Origin of the sequence: Gordonia namibiensis NBRC 108229 (assembly GCF_000298235.1) — a bacterium.
GTDB classification, from domain to species: Bacteria; Actinomycetota; Actinomycetes; order Mycobacteriales; family Mycobacteriaceae; genus Gordonia; species Gordonia namibiensis.
Window position 1 is genome coordinate 33,729 of record NZ_BAHE01000037.1, and the last position, 22,140, is coordinate 55,868.

11 protein-coding genes and 1 tRNA gene are annotated in these 22,140 nt (G+C 69.0%); 7 read left to right on the forward strand and 5 right to left on the reverse strand.

Features of this window, described 5'->3' with window-relative positions; translation table 11 throughout:
* Nucleotides 1-74: 74 nt before the first annotated feature.
* Nucleotides 75-1,862 (reverse strand): AMP-dependent synthetase/ligase, encoded by a 1,788-nt coding sequence (locus tag GONAM_RS17525; RefSeq protein WP_006868097.1) that lies wholly within the window; start codon nucleotides 1,860-1,862, stop codon nucleotides 75-77.
* A 235-nt stretch (nucleotides 1,863-2,097) separates the two neighbouring features.
* On the opposite strand from GONAM_RS17525, the gene GONAM_RS17530 reads away from it, so the two are divergent.
* The 3 genes from GONAM_RS17530 to GONAM_RS17540 all read left to right on the forward strand — a co-directional run bounded on the left by GONAM_RS17530 (nucleotide 2,098) and on the right by GONAM_RS17540 (nucleotide 8,700).
* The gene (locus GONAM_RS17530; RefSeq protein WP_006868098.1) at nucleotides 2,098-3,882 is read left to right on the forward strand and encodes a DEAD/DEAH box helicase; all 1,785 of its coding nucleotides are present in this window, start codon (nucleotides 2,098-2,100) and stop codon (nucleotides 3,880-3,882) included.
* Nucleotides 3,883-4,066: 184 nt separating this feature from the next.
* A complete protein-coding gene (locus GONAM_RS17535; protein WP_083876447.1) occupies nucleotides 4,067-4,417 on the forward strand; it encodes a rhodanese-like domain-containing protein in 351 nt (116 codons plus the stop codon).
* 128 nt (nucleotides 4,418-4,545) lie between these two features.
* The gene (locus GONAM_RS17540; RefSeq protein ID WP_006868100.1) at nucleotides 4,546-8,700 is read left to right on the forward strand and encodes a PDDEXK-like endonuclease domain-containing protein; all 4,155 of its coding nucleotides are present in this window, start codon (nucleotides 4,546-4,548) and stop codon (nucleotides 8,698-8,700) included.
* A gap of 26 nt (nucleotides 8,701-8,726) precedes the next feature.
* Here GONAM_RS17540 and GONAM_RS17545 read toward each other — a convergent pair whose 3' ends face one another.
* Nucleotides 8,727-9,503, reverse strand: a complete 777-nt coding sequence (locus tag GONAM_RS17545) for an SIR2 family NAD-dependent protein deacylase (protein ID WP_006868101.1) — start codon at nucleotides 9,501-9,503, stop codon at nucleotides 8,727-8,729.
* Nucleotides 9,500-9,925, reverse strand: coding sequence for an HIT family protein (locus tag GONAM_RS17550; RefSeq protein ID WP_006868102.1), 426 nt, complete (start codon nucleotides 9,923-9,925; stop codon nucleotides 9,500-9,502). The genes GONAM_RS17545 and GONAM_RS17550 overlap by 4 nt, the downstream gene beginning before the upstream one ends.
* 567 nt (nucleotides 9,926-10,492) lie before the next feature.
* On the opposite strand from GONAM_RS17550, the gene GONAM_RS17555 reads away from it, so the two are divergent.
* Nucleotides 10,493-19,747 carry a type I polyketide synthase gene (locus GONAM_RS17555; protein WP_006868103.1) on the forward strand — a complete coding sequence of 3,085 codons (9,255 nt, stop codon included), beginning with the start codon at nucleotides 10,493-10,495 and terminating at the stop codon, nucleotides 19,745-19,747.
* Between the two features lie 38 nt (nucleotides 19,748-19,785).
* The gene (gene acpS, locus GONAM_RS17560) at nucleotides 19,786-20,178 is read left to right on the forward strand and encodes a holo-ACP synthase AcpS (RefSeq protein WP_006868104.1); all 393 of its coding nucleotides are present in this window, start codon (nucleotides 19,786-19,788) and stop codon (nucleotides 20,176-20,178) included.
* 24 nt (nucleotides 20,179-20,202) lie between these two features.
* On the opposite strand, the gene GONAM_RS17565 is transcribed toward acpS, so the two are convergent.
* Both GONAM_RS17565 and bcp read right to left on the reverse strand, forming a co-directional pair.
* The gene (locus GONAM_RS17565; protein WP_006868105.1) at nucleotides 20,203-20,829 is read right to left on the reverse strand and encodes a TetR/AcrR family transcriptional regulator; all 627 of its coding nucleotides are present in this window, start codon (nucleotides 20,827-20,829) and stop codon (nucleotides 20,203-20,205) included.
* Between the two features lie 13 nt (nucleotides 20,830-20,842).
* Nucleotides 20,843-21,334 (reverse strand): thioredoxin-dependent thiol peroxidase, encoded by a 492-nt coding sequence (bcp, locus tag GONAM_RS17570; protein ID WP_005199861.1) that lies wholly within the window; start codon nucleotides 21,332-21,334, stop codon nucleotides 20,843-20,845.
* A gap of 149 nt (nucleotides 21,335-21,483) precedes the next feature.
* On the opposite strand from bcp, the gene GONAM_RS17575 reads away from it, so the two are divergent.
* Both GONAM_RS17575 and GONAM_RS17580 read left to right on the forward strand, forming a co-directional pair.
* Nucleotides 21,484-21,705, forward strand: coding sequence for a DUF3618 domain-containing protein (locus GONAM_RS17575; protein WP_006357349.1), 222 nt, complete (start codon nucleotides 21,484-21,486; stop codon nucleotides 21,703-21,705).
* Between the two features lie 142 nt (nucleotides 21,706-21,847).
* Nucleotides 21,848-21,920, forward strand: a tRNA-Lys gene (locus tag GONAM_RS17580).
* The last annotated feature ends 220 nt before the right edge of the window (nucleotides 21,921-22,140 follow it).

The following is a 22,140-nucleotide window of genomic DNA, read 5'->3' on the forward strand; positions in this document are numbered from 1 at the left end:
TAGAACTCACCGCGACCCGGAGTCATCCCGGGCCGCGGTGAGTCGTGATCTATCTCGCCTCCCGGCGGCGACCTCTAGGAGTAGAGGTCGGCGATCGCCTGCTTGTGCGCGTCGTGGATGACGTTGCGCTTGAGCTTCAGCGTCGGCGTGAGCTCGCCGGTCTCGATCGAGAAGTCGGTGTCGAGGATGGTGAACTTCTTGATCGCCTCGGCGTTGGAGACCTTCGAGTTGGCCTCCTTGACCGCGGCGTCGATCTCGGCCTTCAGGTCCTCGTTCTCGATCAGCTCCGATAGCGGGGTGTCGGCAGGCAGGTTGTGACGCTCCAGCCAGCCGGGGACGGCCTCGGGGTCGATGGTGATCAGCGCGCCGATGAACGGCTTGTTGTCGCCGACCACCAGGCACTGGCTCACCATCGGGTGCGCCCGGATCGTGTCCTCGAGCTGCGCGGGGGAGACGTTCTTGCCGCCGGCGGTGACGATCAGTTCCTTCTTGCGGCCGGTGATGAAGAGGTAGCCGTCGTCGAGGGTGCCGATGTCGCCGGTGTGGAACCAGCCGTCGCGGATCGCGTCGGCGGTCGCGGCTTCGTTGCGCCAGTAGCCGCCGAAGACGACCGGACCCTTGAGGAGGATCTCGCCGTCGTCGGCGATCGCCACCGTCACACCGGGCACCGGGCGGCCGACCGACCCGACCTTCTGGTGCTTGTCGTTGTTCGCGGTGACCGCGGCGGTGGTCTCGGACAGGCCGTAGCCCTCGTACACGGGGATGCCGACGCCGCGGAAGAAGTGACCGAGCCGGGCGCCGAGCGGGGCACCGCCGGAGATCGCACCCTCACACTGACCGCCCAGGGCAGCACGGAGCTTGCCGTAGACGAGCTTGTCGAACAGTGCGTGACGCAGCTTCAGGCCGAGACCGATCTTGCCCTCCTCGGTCGCCTTGCTGTACTCGATGGCGGTCTCGGTGGCCTTCTCGAAGATGGAGCCCTTGCCGCCGTCGTAGGCCTTCTGCTTCGCCGAGTTGTAGACCTTCTCGAACACGCGCGGCACCGACAGCACGTAGTGCGGCTTGAAGACCGCGAAGTCGTTGACCAGGTTCGAGATGTCGTTGGTGTGGCCCAGGATCACGCCGTTCTCGACGCTGGCCACGGCGATGATGCGGGCGAAGACGTGCGCGAGCGGCAGGAACAGCAGGGTGGTCTTGCCCTCGGCCAGTCCGGCGCCGACGGCGTCACGGGTGGCGGCGCACTCGGCCATGAAGTTGGCGTGGGTGAGCAGGACGCCCTTGGGGCGGCCGGTGGTGCCCGAGGTGTAGATCAGGGTCGCGGCGTCGCTGGAGAGCGCGTTCGCCTTGCGACGGTCGAGTTCGTCGTCGGCGACGGTCGCGCCGCGCTTGGTGAGTGCCGGGAGTGCGTGGTCGTCGATGACCAGCGTCTCCTTGAGCGTGGGCGTCTCGTCGATCACGCGGATGTGCTTGGTGTAGTGCTCGTGGTTCTCGACGACGAGGAGCTTGGCGCCCGAGTCCTCGAGGATCCACTGCACCTGGTCGGGGGCCGAGGTCTCATAGATGGCGACGGTGCATCCGCCCGCGCGCCAGATCGCGTAGTCGAGGACGGTCCACTCGTACCGGGTCGAGGACAGGATGGCCACACGATCGCCGGGCTCGATGCCCGAGGCGACGAGTCCCTTGGCCACGGCGTCGACCTCGTCGGCGAAGTGCTTCGCGGTGACGTTGATCCACTGGTTGTGGGAGCGCTTGCGGAAAAGAGGCATCGTGGGTCGCTCGGTCCGGTACTTGAGGATCGAGTCGACGAGGTTCGCCTTGTCGTCGATCGTGAGATCGGACGGGGTGGCGTACTGCTGCTGCATGGCACTCCTGAGACGGACTTGCTGATCTGGACATATCGGGCGCCGGGGTAGCCGGTGACCGGGGCCGACGCCGTTTGAGTGGCACTGACAGTACCAGTATTCGTGTGATGCATCACACGTGCTCGTCTTAGTGCCGTATTACCTGTTCAGCTGCGAGTTGTGACGCGGTCATGGCAGGATGCCGACATTCCGGGGTCGGACGATTACAGTTGAGTGCGATGAATGAGACCCGCGCATGAGTACTTCCGAACAAGGCGAGCACGGCGCGCCGGCTGACACCTCTGCACACGACACCCCCGGCGGCACATTCGACGACCTGGAGATCGAGTCGCGCGTCCGCGCCGCGATCACCGACGTCGGCTACGAGACCCCCTCGCCGATCCAGGCCGCCACGATCCCGCCGCTGATGGCCGGCCGCGACGTCGTCGGCCTGGCGCAGACCGGTACCGGCAAGACCGCCGCCTTCGCGATCCCGATCCTCTCCCGGCTCGACACCTCGGCGCGGTCGCCTCAGGCACTGATCCTCGCGCCGACGCGTGAACTCGCCCTGCAGGTGTCCGAGGCCTTCGGTCGCTATTCGGCGCACATGCCCGAGGTGAAGGTCCTGCCCATCTACGGCGGACAGTCCTACGGTGTGCAGCTCGCGGGCCTGCGCCGCGGTGCCCAGGTCATCGTCGGTACGCCGGGTCGAGTGATCGACCACCTCGACAAGAAGACCCTCGACATCTCCGGACTCGAGTTCCTCGTGCTCGACGAGGCCGACGAGATGCTCACGATGGGCTTCGCCGAGGACGTCGAACGCATCCTCGCCGAGACCCCGGACACCAAGCAGGTCGCACTGTTCTCCGCGACCATGCCCAGCTCCATCCGCCGGCTCGCCCAGCGCTACCTGAAGTCTCCGCAGGAGATCACGGTCAAATCCAAGACGGCGACCGCCCAGAACATCACGCAGCGCTATTTGCAGGTTTCCCACCAGCGCAAACTCGATGCGCTGACCCGATTCCTCGAGGTCGAGGAATTCGACGCGATGATCGTGTTCGTCCGCACCAAGCAGGCGACCGAAGAACTCGCGGAGAAGCTCCGGTCACGCGGACTGTCCGCGGTCGCCATCAACGGCGACCTCGCCCAGGCACAGCGCGAGCGGACCATCAACCAGCTCAAGAACGGCTCGATCGACATCCTCGTGGCGACCGATGTGGCCGCCCGCGGTCTCGACGTCGACCGGATCTCGCATGTCGTCAACTACGACATCCCGCACGACACCGAGTCGTACGTGCACCGCATCGGACGCACCGGCCGCGCCGGCCGCTCGGGCAACGCGCTGCTGTTCGTCTCACCGCGTGAGCGCCATTTGCTGCGGGCGATCGAGCGGGCGACGCGCCAGGAGCTCACCGAGATCGGCCTGCCCAGCGTCGACGACGTGAACGCCCAGCGCGTGGCGAAGTTCGGTGAGTCCATCACCCAGAACCTGTCCTCGGACAACCTGGACCTGTTCCGCGGACTCATCGAGAACTATGCCCGCGACAACGATGTGGCCATGGCCGACATCGCCGCCGCGCTGGCCCTCGAGACGCGCGACGGCGGCTTCCTGCTCGCTCCCGATCCGCCGGAGTCGGAGCGGCGGAACCGCGAACAGCGGGAGCGCACCCCACGCCGTCCCGGGGCGAGCTTCGCCACCTACCGCATCGCGGTCGGCCGTAAGCACAAGGTCTCCCCGGGTGCGATCGTCGGTGCGATCGCCAACGAGGGCGGTCTCACCCGCGCGGACTTCGGCAACATCAGCATTCGGGACGACTTCAGCCTCGTCGAGCTCCCCGACGATCTCGACAACGAGACCCTGTCCCAGCTCCGCCACACCAAGATCGGCAAGAACCCGATCGACATCCGTAAGGATCTGGGCGCGCCGCGGGGTCGCGGCGGCAAGCGCGGCGGACCGCAGGGTGGTCGCGACGGCCGTCGCGACAACTTCGGTGGCAAGCGGCCCTCGCCGCGGGTTGCCGGACGCGGTCGCCGGTCCTGATCGTCGTACCGACCTGAGTCGGTCTCGCTCGTCGTCCCGCAGTGCGGTGATGGAACTTGTCAAACCGAGATCATTCCGTAACCTTGGAGGCGGGGGTCTTCAAGGTGTGATTCTCGATCGGTGCGGATATCCGCCGATCGAGGGCACGAAGCTAACGAGTGAACACAGGATTGGTGAGTCACCAGTGTCTTTGGTGAAGCCTATTTCAGCAGCAGAAGCGATCGACCACAGCCGCGCCGGGAACGCGGTCATGGTGGACGCCCGCCCGCAGGTGGTGCGCCATCAGGGCAGCCTTCCGGGCGCCGTCGTGGTCGAGCCCAGCGAGCTTCCGAACCTCCTGAGTCCCACCCCCACCGGGACCTTCCCCGTCATCCGCGACGCCGAAAAGCCCAGGAAGATCGGCCGCGACACCGAGATCGCGGTCGTGTCGGTGAGTTCGGAGGCGCCGCGCATCGCCGAGCAGATCGCCGGGCTCGGGTACACCAACGTCCGCTACGTCGACGGCGGGTACCGGGCACTGCGTTCCACCACCTGAGCTCTTCATGTGAGCGCGATGCCGCTCACCCGCCGACGTGTCACCCCTGACATATGGTGCGGCAGTTCCGCTTTCCTGACCTGCGGCTTGATAGCGTAGGAACGCCGGCGACGAGAGGAACCCATCGGATGCAGGATGACACTCGCGAGACACTGCGAGACCAGGTCACCCGGCTGATGGCGTTCCTGAGGGACGTCGTCCGCTCGCGCTCCGGAGATGTTCGGGACATCGACGAACACGCAGGCCACGTGTGGGTGGGCGCCTCGACGTCCATCTCGGTGCGAGCATCTGCCGCCCCTGGTCAGGTTGTCGTGGAGATCGATCCCGCCGACGCCGCCCACGCCGATGCCGCGCGCCTCGTCGACGAGTTGACCGAGAGTCCCGAGACCCTCGAACTCGTCCTGGCCAACGCCCTCGTCACCGTTCACGACGATGCCGCCTCCGAACCTCTCGTCCGTGAGCATCTCCTCACCCAGACCGTGGTCGCCGACCGCGACGAGTCCGGCGCCATCCGCCTGTCCCTCGGCGCGGGCTCCGCGCCGATCATGCACGACACCCATCTCCTCGCCGCGGTCGACGGACTCGAACTCGCCGGCGCGATGAGGACGCGGACCAGACTCGCCGAGCAGCCATCGGTCGTCGCCGGCAAGGTCACCGATCTGGTGGGCGAGTGGCTGGGCGAGATCGAGATCGACGCCGACCGTGCCACCCTCTCGCTGGACATGCGACCGGCGATCGTCCTCCGACGCCGCAGCGTCGAGACCTCGCTGGCCTTCTACGACGCGATCATCGACGACCTGCGCGACGAGGATGCGAGCGTGCCCGTCGGGCTGGCCCAGCTGGTCAAACCGATCGACGCCGAGGACCGACTGGCCGCGCTCGACGGCCCGGATGTGCTCCCACCCGAACGCCTCATCGCCGACGCGCTGTTCCCGCTTCCTTCGAACGTCGAACAACGAGACGTGCTCGTGCGGCTCGGCAACGACACCGGCGTCGTGGTCGAGGGTCCGCCCGGTACGGGCAAGACGCACACCATCGCGAACGTGACTTCCGCGCTCCTCGCCAAGGGGCAGCGCGTGCTTGTCGTCAGCGAGAAGGCGCATGCGCTCCACGTGCTGCGCGACATGCTCCCGCCTGCGCTGCGCGAACTCACGGTGTCCATTGCCGACATCTCCCAGGATCATGCCGAGACGATCGTGTCCGTGGTGGAGAACCTCGCCGCGCGTAAGGCGGCGTTCTCCGTGTCCGTCGCCGACGCCGAGATCGCCGACCTCGAGGCCCGCCGCGACCACGCCCTCACCCAGCGCGACCAGATCATGCGCGAGCTGTGGGACCTGCGCGCAGGTGAGACCGAGGTCCACGAGTGGGTGGCGGGGGACTATCGAGGTACCCCGGCTGAGATCGTGCGTCAGGTCAAGCGCGACGCCGAACGCTTCGACTGGATGCCGCCAGGACTCGAGGGTGCGGTCCCGCCCCTGGACTCCTCGGAGTTCAGCCGGCTCGTCGAGCTCCTCCAAGTGACCGGTGGCGACCGTGGCCGTCTCACCCAGCGGTTCCCGGATCTCGCCGACCATCTGCCGGAGCCCGCGGACATGGACACGATCTGTGCCCGGATCGCCGCGCGGCCCGAGGAAACCCACGGCGTCGCCGGAGCGCTGCTCCCGTCGCTCGACGGTGTCGACAGCGAACGCCTCCTCGCCATCAAGGAGATCTGCAAACAGTTGGGTGTGGCCGCGGGCGAGGTGTTGTCCTTCCCGGCCCCGATGATCGCCATGGCCGACCGGTTGCTGGCCGGCCACGACTCCCATCTGTGGTCGCGCGTGACGACCCTGTCCCCGGTGATCGCCGAGGCCGCCCGACGCGACCGCGACCTGGGTGCCCACACGGTTCTCGTCGAGGGCGACCGCCCGGGCGATGCGGCGCTGTTCGACGCGGCCGCCGACCATCTGGCCGAGGGCGGTCAGTGGCGAGGCCGGTTGCGGCGGTCCCCGCAGCAGCGTGCTGTCGAGGAGTCGCCGGTACGGGCGAGCGTCGACGGCCGGGTCCCGACCGACGAGGCGTCGTTGCGACGGGTGGCCGACCACCTGACGGTCGTCGACGCCGTCCATCAGGTCCATCGCATCCTGGCCGACCTCCATGTTCCGATCGACGCCTCCGGATCCCGTTCCGCGCAGGTCGATCAGCTCGTCCGCCTCGATGCGCAGCTCGCGTGGATCTCGCGGCTGGTCACCGGGCGCGACCACCTCGTCCACGAACTCGAGGCCATCAGCCCCGGTGGTCCGCGTCCGCGCAGCGTCGCCGAGATCGTCGAGGTCGCCAAGCAGGCGGGTTCGATCGCCGCCGCCAACGACGCGGCCCTCGCCGAACGTGAACTGGCCGAGTGCACCTACGGCCTGGCTGCCGAACTCGAGAAGGGCCCGTCGCCCGAAGGCGATGCGTTGCTCGACGCGCTCGGCACCGCCGACGCCGCCGCGATCCGCACGGCGCGCCGCGCCTTTCTGAGGGCACAGGAGCAGGCGAATGCGGAGAATGCACTCGACCTCCTCGAACTGCGGCTCAGGAGTCGCGCCCCGGAACTGGTCCGCACCATCTGGGCGACGCCGCGCGATCCGATCTGGTCCGGGCGCGCCCGGGAGATGACTGCCGCCTGGGCCTGGCGGTACGCCAACACGTGGGTGTCCGAACGCAGCGACGTGCACTCCGAGAACCGGATCTCGGCCGACCTCGATGCCACCGAGGTCGACGTCGCGCACTTGACGACCCGGCTGGCCTCTGCCCGAGCCTGGCGAGAATTGCTGGTGCGCACCACGACCGGTGAGATCCAGGCGCTGCAGTCCTACCGCGACCACATGATCAACCTCGGCAAGGGTTCGGGTAAGCATGCCAACCGTTTCCGTCGTGCCGCACGCGAGGCGATGGCCGTCGCGCAGAACGCGATCCCGGCATGGATCATGTCGATCAACCAGGTCGCCGAGACGCTTCCGCCCCGCCGGCACTCCTTCGACGTCGTCATCGTCGACGAGGCGTCGCAGGCGGACATCACCAGTTCCTTCCTGCTGTGGCTCGCGCCCCGGATCATCGTCGTGGGCGACGACAAACAGTGTGCGCCGGTGGGACTCGCCGGGACCACGCTCGACGACGCCTTCGCCGAGCTCGACGCCGCACTGCCGGACCTCCCGACCTATCTCCGCGACGGATTGACCCCGCGGTCGAGTCTGTTCTCGTTGCTGCGCAGCAGGTTCGGCAATGTCGTCGGGTTGCGCGAGCACTTCCGGTCGATGCCGGAGATCATCGAGTTCTCGTCGCGGCAGTTCTACGGCAAGGCACCACTGATCCCGGTGCGGCAGTACGGCTCCGACCGCCTCGAACCGTTGCGGACGGTGGCGGTCGACGGCGAGGCGACCGGCAGCGGGTCGGGTCTCGTCAACGACGCCGAAGTGGAGGCCATCCTCGGGGCCCTGCGCGACTGTCTCGCCGATCCTGCCTACGAGGGACGCGATTTCGGCGTGATCGCGCTACAGGGCACCAAACAGGCGGAGGCGCTGGAACGAGCCCTGCGCGACGGGCTCGACGCCGAGGCGTGGCGCACCCGTCGTATCCGGGTGGGCACCCCACCGGACTTCCAGGGCGACGAACGCCGCGTCGTCTTCCTGTCGATGGTCGTCTCCGATCCGTCAGCCATCTCGGCCCTGACCCGTGCGGAGTCGCAACGGCGGATCAACGTCGCGGCAACCCGCGCGATGGATCAGGTCTGGCTGTTCCATTCGATCGGTCCGGAAGATCTGCGGCACAACGATCTCCGGTATTCGTTGCTGTCGTACTTCACCGCCAACGAGGGCATCAGGATCAGCCCGATGCCGACCGACGTGCCCGACGACCGCCGCGTCGAACCGTTCGACAACCTGCTCGAACAGCGGGTGTTCAACCGTCTCGCGGCACTCGGCTACCACGTGACCCCGAAGGTCACGGTCAACAACCGGGTCATCGACCTGGTGGTCCTCGGGGCCGATGCGCGGATGGCCGTCGAATGCGATCCTGACGCGTTCCCCGGAACCGGCCGTCAGGCCCGCTCCGATCTGGAGCGCGAGCGTGAATTGCGGCGTTGCGGTTGGGAATTCGCCCGTGTACGGGAGTCGGAGTTCGAACTCGACCCGGATCGCGTGATCGACGCGGTCGCCGCCGCTCTCGAAGCGCGTGGCTGCAAGCCCGGGTCGATCACGGCACGTCCGGCCGCCGAGGACGCCCCGACGTGGTCGCCGATCGACCTGACGGCCGGGGAGTGACGCGCGCGGTAGCGGCGAGTGGGCGGTCAGCCCAGCGCGCGGAGCAGCGCCGGTAGCCCCTCGGCGGCCGGCACCCGCAGGCTGTGGGTCGCGAAATCGGTCACCGACGACTCGGCTGGGTTGAACTCGATCACCGGAATGCCTTCGCGCACAGCACGTTCTGGGAGTGATGCGGCCGGGTACACGATGCCGCTCGTGCCGACGACGATGACCACCTCGCCCGCGCGGAACGCCTGATCGGCCCGCTTCCAGTCGTCCGCGGGCAGCGCCTCGCCGAACCAGACGACGCCGGGTCGGACGTCGCCACCGCATCTCGGACAGATCGGGGGAGCGACCCGGGGCTCGACGTGTTCGGTGTCCGGATCGGCGGCCGAGGGCCGCGCACCGGGCCCGTCGTACGGGGTGTCACACACCGAGCAGCGCGGCGCGAAGAGGCTGCCGTGGAGGTGGCTGACCACGTCACTGCCGGCACGCTCGTGCAGGTCGTCGACGTTCTGGGTGACCACCATGACGGTGCGCGAGGCGCCGAGTTCGGCCAGTGCGCGGTGTCCGGCGTTCGGTTCGGCGGCGAGCACCTCGCGGGCGCGCCACCGGTACCAGCCCCAGACCAGGGCGGGGTCGCGTTCCCACGCCTCGGGGGTGGCGAGTTCGGCGGGATCGAACGTCTCCCACAGCCCGGTCTGGGCGTCGCGGAAGGTTGCTATACCGCTCTCGGCCGACATGCCGGCCCCGCTGAAGACGGTGATCCAGTCCGCGTCTCGGACGAGGTCGATCACGGCCTCGGGGATGGTCGGCCCGGTCACCCCGCGGCCTCGAGGGAAGCGCGGACCAGGTCGGCGGTCTCGTCGGGGTCAGGATCGCGACGCACGACCAGGCCCTTGGCAAAACTGAGCTTGTCGCCTGCGTGGCGGGGCACGACGTGCAGATGGGTGTGGAAGACGGTCTGGAACGCGGCGCGGCCGTCGTTGAGGGCGAGGTTGACCCCGTCCGCGGCCATCGGTCCGGCCTTCAGCGCCGATCCGACACGCTGTCCGGCGGCGAAGAGAGCCGCACCGACGGCCGGGTCGAGGTCGTCGAGACCGGATGAGTGGACGCGGGGGACGAGCAAGGTGTGCCCGCGGGTGACCGGTCGGATGTCGAGGAAGCCGACGACGTCGTCGTCGGAGTAGACGATCCGGCCCGGAGCGGTGCCCGCGACGATGGCGCAGAAGATGCAACTGCTCATGGGCCCGACTCTAGGGCACGGACGGGGTTCATCCGGGCATCACGCGACCGACGCGAATCGCCGCCGGGTCGGGGCGTGGCCCGGATCACATCACGGTTTCATAACGGTTGACCGAGCGCGCGATCGGGGGTCGACATACCTTCGGGTACGTTGCCTGGCCAGCGCGTTTCGCAACCCTTCGGATGGTCGTTGACATGGTCTTTCAAGTTACCCGCGGGGTTACTGGTCGGTATACCGACAGGTCACCCAGAAACATGAGGAATCCCTCACTTTCGTGTGTCATCATGGGTGTCACGTTCACGTCGTAGGCGACTCCTCCATGAACCGGGGAGCGTCAATGTCCTTGTGTGGCAGGCGTGTTCACCAGTTGTACCAGTCAGTTCGAATCAGGCAGGGCGGCCGCCCTCGTTTTCGCCTGCGATGCCCCGGGCGTCGTGGACGACCCCCGTTCTCATCGACGAGGAATCGCCGGCGCCCGCGCCTGCGCCCGAGACACGTCGCCGACGCCCGCGCCGGCACCAAGACACTCCGCCGACCACCGAGACCGACCACCACAGAGGAGTACTCGTGACCGTCGACCAGTTCCGCACCGGCTCGCAGGGCGCCGCCAACGCAGAGCGCCCCACAGCCACGCTCATCGACCGCCTCGCCCAGGGGGAGCCCTACGCGATCAGTTTCGGCGGTCAGGGCGGCGCGTGGCTGCCGACGCTGGCCGAGCTGGTCGTCGACGCCGACCTCGAACACCGCATCGCCGGGATCGTGGAGGCCGCGGAGCGGCTCGTCGCACCCGTCGCCGACGACCTCGTCGTCGCGCGCGCCGACGGCTTTCACCCGCTCGCATGGGTCCACGCGCACGACGCGGGCGAAGAGGTGCCCACCGAGACCGCGCTCGCCGACTTCACCCTCTCGGGTCCCGGGGTCCTGCTGACCCAGCTGGCCGCCGTCGAGGCGCTGCGCAAGCAGGGCCTCGACACCGCGAGCATCCCGCCGAGTGCCGTCATCGGACATTCGCAGGGCTCGCTGGCCACCGACGCGGTAGGAGCCGAGGGCAACGCCGCGGAGGCCGGTCAGGGTCTGCTGCTCGCCGTCGCCCATCTCATCGGTGCCGCCGGTTCGCTCATCGCGCGTCGCCGCGGCCTCGGGACCACCACCGACGGCACGCCGATGCTGGCCGTCAACAACGTCACCCCGGCACGGGTGGACGAGGTCCTCGCCCAGTACCGCGCGAGCCTTCCCGAGAGCGACCTGGCCACCGCGCCGGTGGTCTCGATCAAGAACAGCCGCAACGCCCTCGTGCTCTCCGGCGCCCCGCGTCACCTCGCCGGCTTCGTCGCGCTCTGCGAGCGGATCGCCGCCGCCGAGGCCGACGAGCGCAAACGCAAGCTGACCGGCGGCGCACCGTTCGCCCCGAAGTTCGACCACCTCCAGGTGTCCGTCGCCTTCCATCACCCCAACATGGCCGAGGCCGTCGAACTCGTCGGCGAGTGGGCCGACCGGTGCGGCATCGACCGTGAGCTCGCGACCCGCCACGCCCATGACATCCTCGTCGCACACGTCGACTGGGTCTCCTCGGTCGACGAGGTCGTCGCCGGTGGCGCCAGGTGGATCCTCGACTTCGGTCCCGGCGACATCGCCACCCGTCTCTCCGCATCGCTCGTCCGCGGCCAGGGGGTGGGCCTCGTCCCCGCCGCACTGCGCGTCGGTCAGCGCAACCTCTTCAGCCCGGGCGGCGTGCCGGAGGTCGGCACCCCGTGGTCCCAGTTCGCCCCGACCCTCGTCGAGTTGCCCGACGGCCGGACCGTTGTCGAGACCGCGTTCACACGTCTCACCGGACGTTCGCCGATGCTGCTCGCGGGCATGACCCCGACCACCGTCGACCCGGCGATCGTCGCCGCCGCGGCCAACGCAGGCCACTGGGCCGAGCTCGCCGGCGGTGGCCAGGTCACCGAGGACATCTTCGCCCGTAACATCGCCACCCTCACCGACCTGCTCGAGCCGGGTCGCGAGGCGCAGTTCAACGCGCTGTTCCTCGACCCCTACCTGTGGAAGCTGCAGCTCGGCGGCAAGCGCCTCGTGCAGAAGGCCCGCGCCCAGGGTGCGCCGCTCGACGGCGTGATCGTCTCGGCCGGAATCCCCGAACTCGAGGACGCGGTCGCACTGGTCGACGAGTTCGTCGAGGCCGGGCTCCGCTTCGTCGCCTTCAAGCCGGGCACCGTCGAGCAGATCCGCTCGGTCGTACGGATCGCCAACGAGGTCCCGCAGCATCCGATCATCGTCCAGATCGAGGGCGGCCGCGCCGGTGGCCACCACTCGTGGGAGGACCTCGACGACCTGCTGCTCGCCACCTACGGCGAACTCCGCGCCCGACCCAACGTGGTCATCTGCGTCGGCGGCGGTGTCGGCACCCCGGAGCGTGCCAGCGAGTACCTGACCGGCGTCTGGTCGACCGGCTACGGCTACCCGATGATGCCGCTCGACGGCATCCTCATCGGCACCGCGGCGATGGCCACGAAGGAGGCCACCACCACCCCCGAGGTCAAGCAGCTCCTCGTCGACACCGCCGGTATCGACGAGTGGATCGGTGCGGGTCACGCGACCGCCGGAATGGCTTCGGGCCGTTCGCAGCTCGGCGCCGACATCCACGAGGTCGACAACACCGCGTCCCGCTGCGGCCGTCTGCTCGACGAGGTCGCCGGTGACGCCGAGGCCGTCGCCGCACGTCGCGACGAGATCATCGCGGCGATGGCGAACACCGCCAAGCCGTACTTCGGCGACGTCGCCGAGATGACCTACCGCGAATGGCTCGACCGTTACGCGACCCTCGCCGTCGGCGACGCCAACGGCGATCAGCACCCGTGGGCCGACATCACCTGGCAGCAGCGTTTCGTGGAGATGCTGCAGCGCACCGAGGCCCGCATGCACCCGCAGGACTCGGGCCCCATCCCGACGATGTTCGCCGAGCTGTCGGCCACCGACGACCCGCACGCCGCGATCGACGCGCTGGGCAGCGTCTACCGCGAGATCGACACCGACATCCTGCATCCCGCGGACGTCGCGTTCTTCCTCGAGCTGTGCCGCACCCCGGGCAAGCCGGTCAACTTCGTGCCGGTCATCGACAAGGACGTGCGCCGCTGGTGGCGCAGTGACTCCCTGTGGCAGGCCCATGACGCGCGCTACGGCGCCGACGCCGTCTGCGTCATCCCCGGCCCGGTCGCCGTGGCCGGCATCACCCGCGTCGACGAGCCGGTCGGCGAGCTGCTGGACCGCTTCGAGGCGCAGGTCGTCACCGACCTGCTCACCGCCGGTGTGCGCTCGGTCGAGGTCGCCTCGCGCCATCGTGCCGGACTCGTCGAGGACGCCGGCGTCCTGTCCGCCGTCCTGGAATCCGACGACGTGAGCTGGGCGGGACGCATCGTCCCGAGCCCGGTCGCCCTCCTCGGCGACCGCGCCGCCTGGTCGGTCGTCGCACCCGAGCGTGCCGAGCACGAGCCCACCGGCGCCGTCATCGAGCAGGTCGGCAGCGAGAACGGCGTGGCCCGTTTCGATCTCGTCGTCCCGATCTCCGGTGCGGCCGTGCGTATCCCGCTCCTCGCCGGTCTCGGTGTGCGCGACGGTGGATCGCCGGTCGTCGGACTCGACGAGGCCGCCGGGGCGATGACCGAGATCCTCACGGTCGCCGCGGGCGGCGCGCTCGCCGAGGTGACCGACGGCACCGCGACCACCACCATCACCTGGCAGCCCGACTCGGTGGCCGACCACGCGTCGGTGACCGGCTTCTCCCTGCCCGCGCACCTGCGTCCGACCACCCCGACCGAGCCTTTCGGCTTCGCCGTCCCCGACACCCTGGTCGGCGCCTGCTGGCCCAGCGTGTTCAGTGTCATCGGTGCCGCCCGTACCGAGACCGGTGCGCCGGTCGTCGAGGGTCTGCTCGACCTGGTCCACCTCGACCACGCGATCGCCCTCACCGGTGAGATCCCCACGGAGACCGCCGAACTGACGGTGACCGCCCGTACCGGTGCGGTGCGCGACTCCGACGTCGGCCGTGTCGTCGAGGTCTCGGTCGAGATCGCCGGACCCGCCGGACCGATCGCCACCCTCGAGGAACGCTTCGCGATCCGCGGACGCCTCGGGGCCGCCGAGCTCACCGACCCGCCCCGGGCGGGCGGTGCCCCGAAGGCCGAGCAGTCGGCCACCCGCAAGCTGCTCCGTTCGGCAACCATCACCGCGCCGAACCGTATGCACGGCTTCGCCGTCGTCTCCGGTGACCGCAACCCGATCCACACCGACGCCTCGGCGGCCAAGCTCGCCGGACTCGGTGACCCGATCGTGCACGGCATGTGGCTGTCGGCCGCCGCTCAGCAGGTCGTCACCGCGACCGACTCGAAGAACCCGACCCCGTCGCCGCGACCGCTGATCGGCTGGACCGCACGCTATCTGGGCATGGTCCGCCTCGGCGACACCATCACCGTGCGCGTCGACCGCGTGGGCCTCGACAACGGCCGCGAGGTCGTCGAGGTGAGCGCCAAGGTCGGCGACAACCTCGTCATGAGCGCCACCGGCCTCCTGGCCGCCCCGCGCACCGTCTACGCGTTCCCGGGGCAGGGCATCCAGTCCAAGGGCATGGGCCTCGACGCCCGGTCGCGCTCCAAGGCCGCCCGCAAGATCTGGGACCGCGCCGACACGCACACCCGCAAGGCGCTCGGCTTCTCGATCCTGGCCGTCGTGCGGGACAACCCGACGACTCTCGTCGCCAACGGCACCACCTACAACCACCCCGACGGTGTGCTGTACCTGACGCAGTTCACGCAGGTCGCCATGGCGACCCTCGGTGTCGCGCAGATCGCCGAACTCAAGGAGGCCGGCGGCTTCGTCGAGGGCGCCATCACCTGTGGCCACTCGGTCGGTGAGTACAACGCTCTCGCCGCCTGCGCCGGCGTGCTGCCGCTCGAGGCCGTCCTCGAGGTCGTGTTCCAGCGCGGCGAGGCCATGCACCACCTGGTTCCGCGAGATGAGCTGGGACGCAGCGACTACCGCATGGCCGCGATCCGGCCGAGCCAGTTCGGTCTCGCCGACGCCGACGTCACCGGATTCGTCTCCGATCTCGGTGCAGAGATCGGCGAGTTCCTCGAGGTCGTCAACCTCAACCTGCTCGGTTCGCAGTACGCGATCGCCGGCACGGTCCGCGGCCTGGAGCACCTCGAGGCCGAGATCGACCGTCGCCGTGCCGAGTTCGGTGGCAAGCGGGCGTTCATCCTCATCCCGGGCATCGACGTCCCGTTCCACTCCAGCGTCCTGCGCGCCGGTGTGCCGGAGTTCCGCGGCAAGCTCGAGGAGCTGCTGCCCGCCGACATCGACATCGACATCCTGATCGGCCGGTACATCCCGAACCTGGTGCCGCGCCTGTTCAACCTCGGACGTGACTTCGTGGAGGAGATCGCGGCGCTCGTGCCGTCCGATCCGCTGAACGAGGTCCTCGCCGACTGGGACACCTGGACCGCCAAGCCCACCGAGCTGGCCCGCGTTCTCCTGATCGAGCTCCTCGCCTGGCAGTTCGCCAGCCCGGTCCGCTGGATCGAGACCCAGGACCTGCTGTTCAGCGGCCCGGAGCGTGACGGCCTCGCCGTGCAGCGCTTCGTCGAGATCGGTCTGAAGGGTGCCCCGACCCTGACCGGCCTGGCCAACAACACCCTCAAGCTCGACGACTACGCCTCGGCCACCACCGAGGTGGTGAACGTCGAACGCGATTCCGACGTGATCCTGGCCAAGGACGCCGGCCACGAGCCGGAAGAGGACGAGATCGCCGCTCCCGCGGAGTCGGCCGCCGCGCCGGCGGAGGCTGCTCCCGCCGCGGCGGCACCGGCTCCGGCTGCCGCTCCGGCGGCTCCCGCGGGCGGCCCGCGTCCCGACGACATCGCGTTCACCCCGTCGGATGCGGTGAAGTCCGTGATCGCGCTGTGGACCAAGATGCGCGTCGACCAGATCGGTGCGGCCGACACCATCGAGGCGCTGTGTGACGGTGTGTCCTCACGCCGCAACCAGCTGCTGCTCGACATCGGTGGCGAGCTCGGACTCGGTGCCATCGATGGTGCGGCTGAGGCCGACATGGTCGCGCTGTCGTCGACCGTCGAGACCCTCGCTCGCGGCTACCGTCCGCTGGGTGCGGTGCTCACCGATGCGGTCAGCGACCAGGTCCGCAAGGTCCTCGGCCCGCTGGGCAAGCGCCAGAACTACATCACCGACCGCGTCAGCTCCGTCTGGCAGCTCGGCCCCGGCTGGGGACTGCACACGACCGTCGCGCTCGCCCTGGGTACCCGGGACGGCGCCTCGGTCCGCGGTGAGGCATTGGGCAACCTGCTCGACGGCCCGGTCGCCAACGCCGACGCGCTCGATGCGCTGATCGACAAGGCGGTCACCGCCGTGGGTGCCGAGAAGGGCATCGCGGTCGGCAAGCCCGCAGCCGAATCCGGCGGTGGCGCAACGGTCGACGCGGCTGCTCTCGGCGAGTTCACCGAACAGATCACCGGTCGGTCGGGTGCGCTCGCGTCGGCGGCGTACACCGTGCTGGAGAAGCTGGGCCTCAGCGAGGTCGCCGACCTCGCCGAGGCCGCGGCCGATCCCAACGCCGAACTGGCCGAACTGGTCAGCGCCGAACTCGGATCGGACTGGGCGCGCACCGTCGCACCGGCGTTCGACGACGCCAAGGTCGTCCTCATCGACGACCGGTGGGCAACCGCCCGTGAGGATCTCGTCCGTCTCTGGCTGACCGATGAGGACGAGCTCGACGCCGACTTCGAGAAGCTCGTCGGCGGGTTCGCCGGCGCCGGGGACACCGTCGCCGAACACGCCACCTGGTGGCAGGGCAAGGCCCTCGCGAACGGAAACGCCGTGCACACCCGTGTCTTCGGCGCGATCGCACACGCCGCCGAGAACCCCGAGAAGGGGATCTACAGCCGCGAGATCGCTGTCGTCACCGGTGCCAGCAAGGGCTCGATCGCCGCAGGTGTGGTGGCCGGACTCCTCGCCGGCGGTGCGACCGTCATCGCGACCACCTCGCGTCTGAACTCCGAGCGCCTCGCCTTCTACAAGAAGCTCTACCGCGAGAACGCCCGCACCGGCGCCGCGCTGTGGATCGCCCCGGCGAACATGGCGTCGTACACCGACGTCGACGACCTGGTCGAGTGGGTGGCCACGGAGCAGACCGAGAACCTCGGCGGCACGACGGCGGTGGTGAAGCCGGCCATGAAGCCGACGATGCTGTTCCCGTTCGCCGCCCCGCGGGTGGCCGGCGACCTCACCGACGCCGGCGCTCGCGCCGAGCTGGAGATGAAGGTCCTGCTCTGGTCGGTCGAGCGTCTCATCGCCGGTCTGGCGGAGGTCCACTCCGACCACGACATCGCGGCCCGCCTGCACGTCGTCCTGCCGGGTTCCCCCAACCGCGGCATGTTCGGTGGCGACGGCGCCTACGGCGAGAGCAAGGCCGCCCTGGACGCGCTCGTGACCCGCTGGTCGGCCGAGGAGTCGTGGGGTTCGAAGACCACGCTGGCCCACGCCCTCATCGGCTGGGTGCGCGGCACCGGACTGATGGGCCACAACGACGGCATGGTCGATGCGGTCGAGGCCGCGGGTGTCCGCACCTGGAGCACCGAGGAGATGGCCGCCAACCTGTTGACGCTCTGCACCCCCGAGCAGCGTTCGTCCGCGGCGACCGCTCCGGTCCTGGCCGACTTCACCGGCGGGCTCGACGCCTCGACCGACCTCAAGGCGCTCGCGGCCACCGCCGCAGCGGCTGCCGAGGCCGCCGAGGAGACCGACGAGGCATCGGAAGCGACCACCGTGGCCGCACTCCCGGCACCCGCCCGCGCACCCCGCGGCATGCGCCCGGAATGGCCGTCGATCGACGCGCGTCCCGAGGACCTGGTGGTCATCGTGGGTGCGGGCGAGCTCGGCCCCTACGGTTCGGCGCGTACCCGCTTCGAGATGGAGGTCGACGAGAAGCTCTCGGCGGCAGGCGTTCTCGAGCTGGCCTGGAACACCGGTCTGATCCACTGGGACTCGGCTCCGAAGCCCGGCTGGTACGACACCGAGTCCGGTGATCCGGTGCCGGAGAGCGAGATCGCCGAGCGCTACCACGACGAGGTCGTGTCGCGGTGCGGCATCCGCCGCTACGCCGACGACGGCGCGATGGTCGACAACACCTCGCCGCTGCTCACCTCGGTGTTCCTCGACGAGGACCTGACCTTCACGGTCAACTCCGAGGCCGAGGCCCGTGCGTTCGCGAGTGCCAACCCCGAGAAGACGCGGGTGACGCAGAACCCCGACGGCGACTGGCAGGTCACGCGCCTGGCCGGCACGGAGATCCGTGTGCCGCGCAAGTTCTCGCTGACCCGCACCGTCGGCGGCCAGATCCCGACCGGCTTCGATCCGACCCGCTGGGGTGTCAGCCCCGACATGGTCGAGGCGATCGACCGGGTCGCCCTGTGGAACCTGGTCGCCACCGTCGACGCATTCCTGTCGTCCGGCTTCACGCCGAGCGAGCTGATGCGTTGGGTGCACCCGGGCCTCGTCGCCAACACCCAGGGCACCGGTATGGGTGGCATGGCCTCGATGCGAGACCTGTACATCAACACCCTGCTCGGTGAGGCCAACGCCAACGACATCCTGCAGGAGGCCCTGCCGAACATCGTTGCCGCACACGTCGTCCAGTCGTACGTGGGCTCCTACGGCGCGATGATCCACCCGGTCGCGGCCTGCGCCACGGCAGCGGTGTCGGTCGAGGAGGGCGTCGACAAGATCCGTCTCGGCAAGGCGCTCTTCGCGGTGGCCGGCGGCTTCGACGACCTCGGCATCGAGGGCATCGTCGGCTTCGGCGCGATGTCGGCGACCGCGGACTCGGCGAAGATGACCGCCCGCGGTATCGACGACCGCCGGTTCTCGCGGGCCAACGACCGCCGACGCGGCGGGTTCGTGGAGTCCGCCGGCGGTGGCACGATCCTGCTCGCCCGCGGCGACGTCGCGGCGCAGATGGGTCTGCCGGTCCTCGGTGTGGTGGCGTGGGCGCAGAGCTTCGGCGACGGCGTGCACACCTCGATCCCGGCTCCGGGTCTCGGTGCCCTGGGCGCCGCCCGCGGCGCGCTGTACTCGCCGCTGGCCAACGCCCTGAACTCGCTCGGTGTCACCGCCGACGACGTCGCGCTGGTGTCCAAGCACGACACCTCGACGAAGGCCAACGATCCCAACGAGTCCGAGCTGCACGAACGCCTCGCGGAGGCGATCGGACGTAACAAGGGCGCGCCGCTGTTCGTGGTCTCGCAGAAGTCGCTCACCGGTCACGCCAAGGGCGGCGCCGCAGCCTTCCAGCTGATCGGCCTGTGCCAGATGCTCCGCGACGGCGTCATCCCGCCGAACCGCAGCCTCGACTGCGTCGACGAGAAGATGAAGGAGTACCCGCACCTGGTGTGGCCGCGCGAGACGCTGCAGCTGGGGGAGCGGTTCCCGCTCAAGGCCGGCCTGCTGACCAGCCTCGGCTTCGGCCACGTGTCCGGTCTCATCGCGGTCGTCCATCCGGAGGCCTTCATCGCCTCCCTGGCACCCGAGGAGCGGGAGACCTACCGCAAGCGTGCCGATGAGCGTGCGCGCCTGGGCAGCCAGCGCTTCCTGCAGTCGATCTGCGGTGGCGAGCCGGCCTACCAGCGTCCGCCGAACCGTCGCTTCGACGAGTCGGTCGACGAGCACGACGCCGAGGCGGGCATGCTGCTCGATCCGTCGGTGCGCCTCGACGAAGCGGACGTGTACGGCCCCGCTCCGGTTCCGGGAACCCGGTGACCGCAGCGGATTCGAGCGGTGAGGCGAGACCGGAAGAGATGAGCGTTCTCGGAGTGGGCATCGACATCGTGTCGATCCCGGAGTTCGCCGAGCAGCTCCGGCAGCCGGGTACGACGTTCGCCGACCGGTTCACGGTCGGCGAGCGCCGGGACTCGGCTGCCGGAACCGGCGACGACGCGCGACATCTCGCCGCGCGCTGGGCGGCGAAGGAAGCCGTCGTGAAAGCGTGGTCGGTGAGCCGGTTCTCGCGGTCCCCACTGCTGCCGCTGATCCGGCACAGCGACATCGAGGTCGTCACCGACAACTGGGGCAGGCCGGCGATCCGGCTGTCCGGCGAGATCGGAAATCATCTGCGCGACACCGTCGTCCACGTGTCCCTGACACACGACGGGGACACCGCGGCGGCAGTCGCCATCCTCGAGGGCCGTTAGGCCCGAAACCCGCAGCGACGATCCTCAGACCGTCGTCGACTCCTCGAGCAGCAGATAGCCCGCGAGCATCCGCTTGAGTTCGGCGACGGTCTCCTCGTGGTCGTGGCCGTCCTGCACCGAGAAGCTGAGCAACGAGTACGCCGTGTGGACCAGCACCTGCGACATCATCTCGCGCCGTTCACGCTGAGAAGGCGTGAGCGGCGCGAGAATACGTGCGACCTGCTCGGCGAGGACGCGTTCGTTCTCCGACGCCGTCGCACGCGTGGCGGGCGTCGACTGCACGGCCAGCCACACCGCACGACGTGACGGGTCGGTGCGCCAGAGTGCCGCGAGGTGGTCGAGGAACTTCTCGAGCAGGCTGGGCCACTCGAGGGAGGGCACCTCGGTGGCGAACGCGGTCAGCTCCTCGCGGACGTCGACGGTGTCCTGCCGGTCGAGTTCGCAGACGATGACGTACTTGTTGGCGAAGTACTGGTACAGCGTCCCGATCGGGACCTCGGCGCGGGCCGCGATCTCCTCACACGTCAGCGATTCGAAACCGACGTCGATCAGCAGCTCGCGTGCCGCCTCGAGCATCGCCTGGAACTTGCGCTTGCTTCGTTCCTGCGTTGGCCGCTTGCGCGGCATCAGCGGTTCGGCGGACTCGGCCATCGGCGGACAGATCTCAGACGGACAGGTCGCGGCGCAGCTTGGCCACGTGACCGGTGGCGCGGACGTTGTACTGCGCGAGCGCGATGGTCCCGTCGGTGTCCACGAGGAATGTGGAGCGGATGACACCGGTGACGGTCTTGCCGTACATCTTCTTCTCGCCGAAGGCGCCCCACTCGGTGAGCACCTTCTTCTCGGGGTCGCTCAACAGCGGGAAGGTCAGCCCTTCCTTCTCGACGAACTTGGCCAGCTTGGCGGGCTTGTCGGGCGAGATGCCCAGCACCGTCAGGCCGGCGTCGTTCAGCTCGGCGAGATTGTCACGAAAATCACACGCCTGCTTGGTGCAGCCGGGCGTCGATGCCGCCGGGTAGAAGTAGACGATGACCTTCTGGCCGGCGTAGTCGGACAACGACACCGGATTCTCGTTCGCGTCGGGCAGGGTGAACGCGGGTGCGCGATCACCGACGGACAAACGCTGTGCCTCCACCGGGGGAGTGACCTCTGCCATGACAGCAAGGCTAGTGCATGGTCACATGCCGCGACGGGAGGATGTCGTAGCATCGAACCGCCGCCGTCTGGCGGCGATCTGACAGTCGATGACTACGCGTGAGCAGTGACGACGCGTAACCAGAGCGAGAAGCGCCGGAAGGATGCAACGTGGCCGGAGACACCGAACGTATCGAGCAGGAGATCGCCAAGGCCCGTGAGGACCTTGCCAGCACGCTCGACGCGCTCGCCGAACGTGCCAACCCGCAGCGCCTCGCCGACGACGCCAAGTCCAAGGCACTGGCGACGCTGCAGAAGCCTGCTGTCATGTACTCCATCGCCGGCGTGGGGGCGCTCGTGCTGGTGCTCGTGGTCCGCAAGATCACGAGCTGACCCAGGCCGGTGTCGGCACCGGCGGGACGCACGGCTCAAACCCGCGCAAACCCGCTCCGACCAGGCGATTTCACAACTGGGGATGGTGTCATGTAATGTTCCTTCTCGCCGCCGGGAGGTACTCCGGAGGCGAAAAAGGCAAGCGCCATTAGCTCAATTGGCAGAGCAGCTGACTCTTAATCAGCGGGTTCGGGGTTCGAGTCCCTGATGGCGCACAAAGGCTCACAAGACGCCTCGCAGGAATGCGAGGCGTCTTGTGGCATATCAGGGTTTGGAGCGCAGGGGCCTTCAGGCCGGTGTCGGGGGCGGTGTGCAGGACACGCGCCGAACGCATGACACGTAGCGGAGCTCACAGACCGGGTTCTCGTACACTGGTGCGAGATTCGGGGAGGCAGTCGGCCGACCAGTCATCAGAGTCGGTCGGGACAGGCGGGA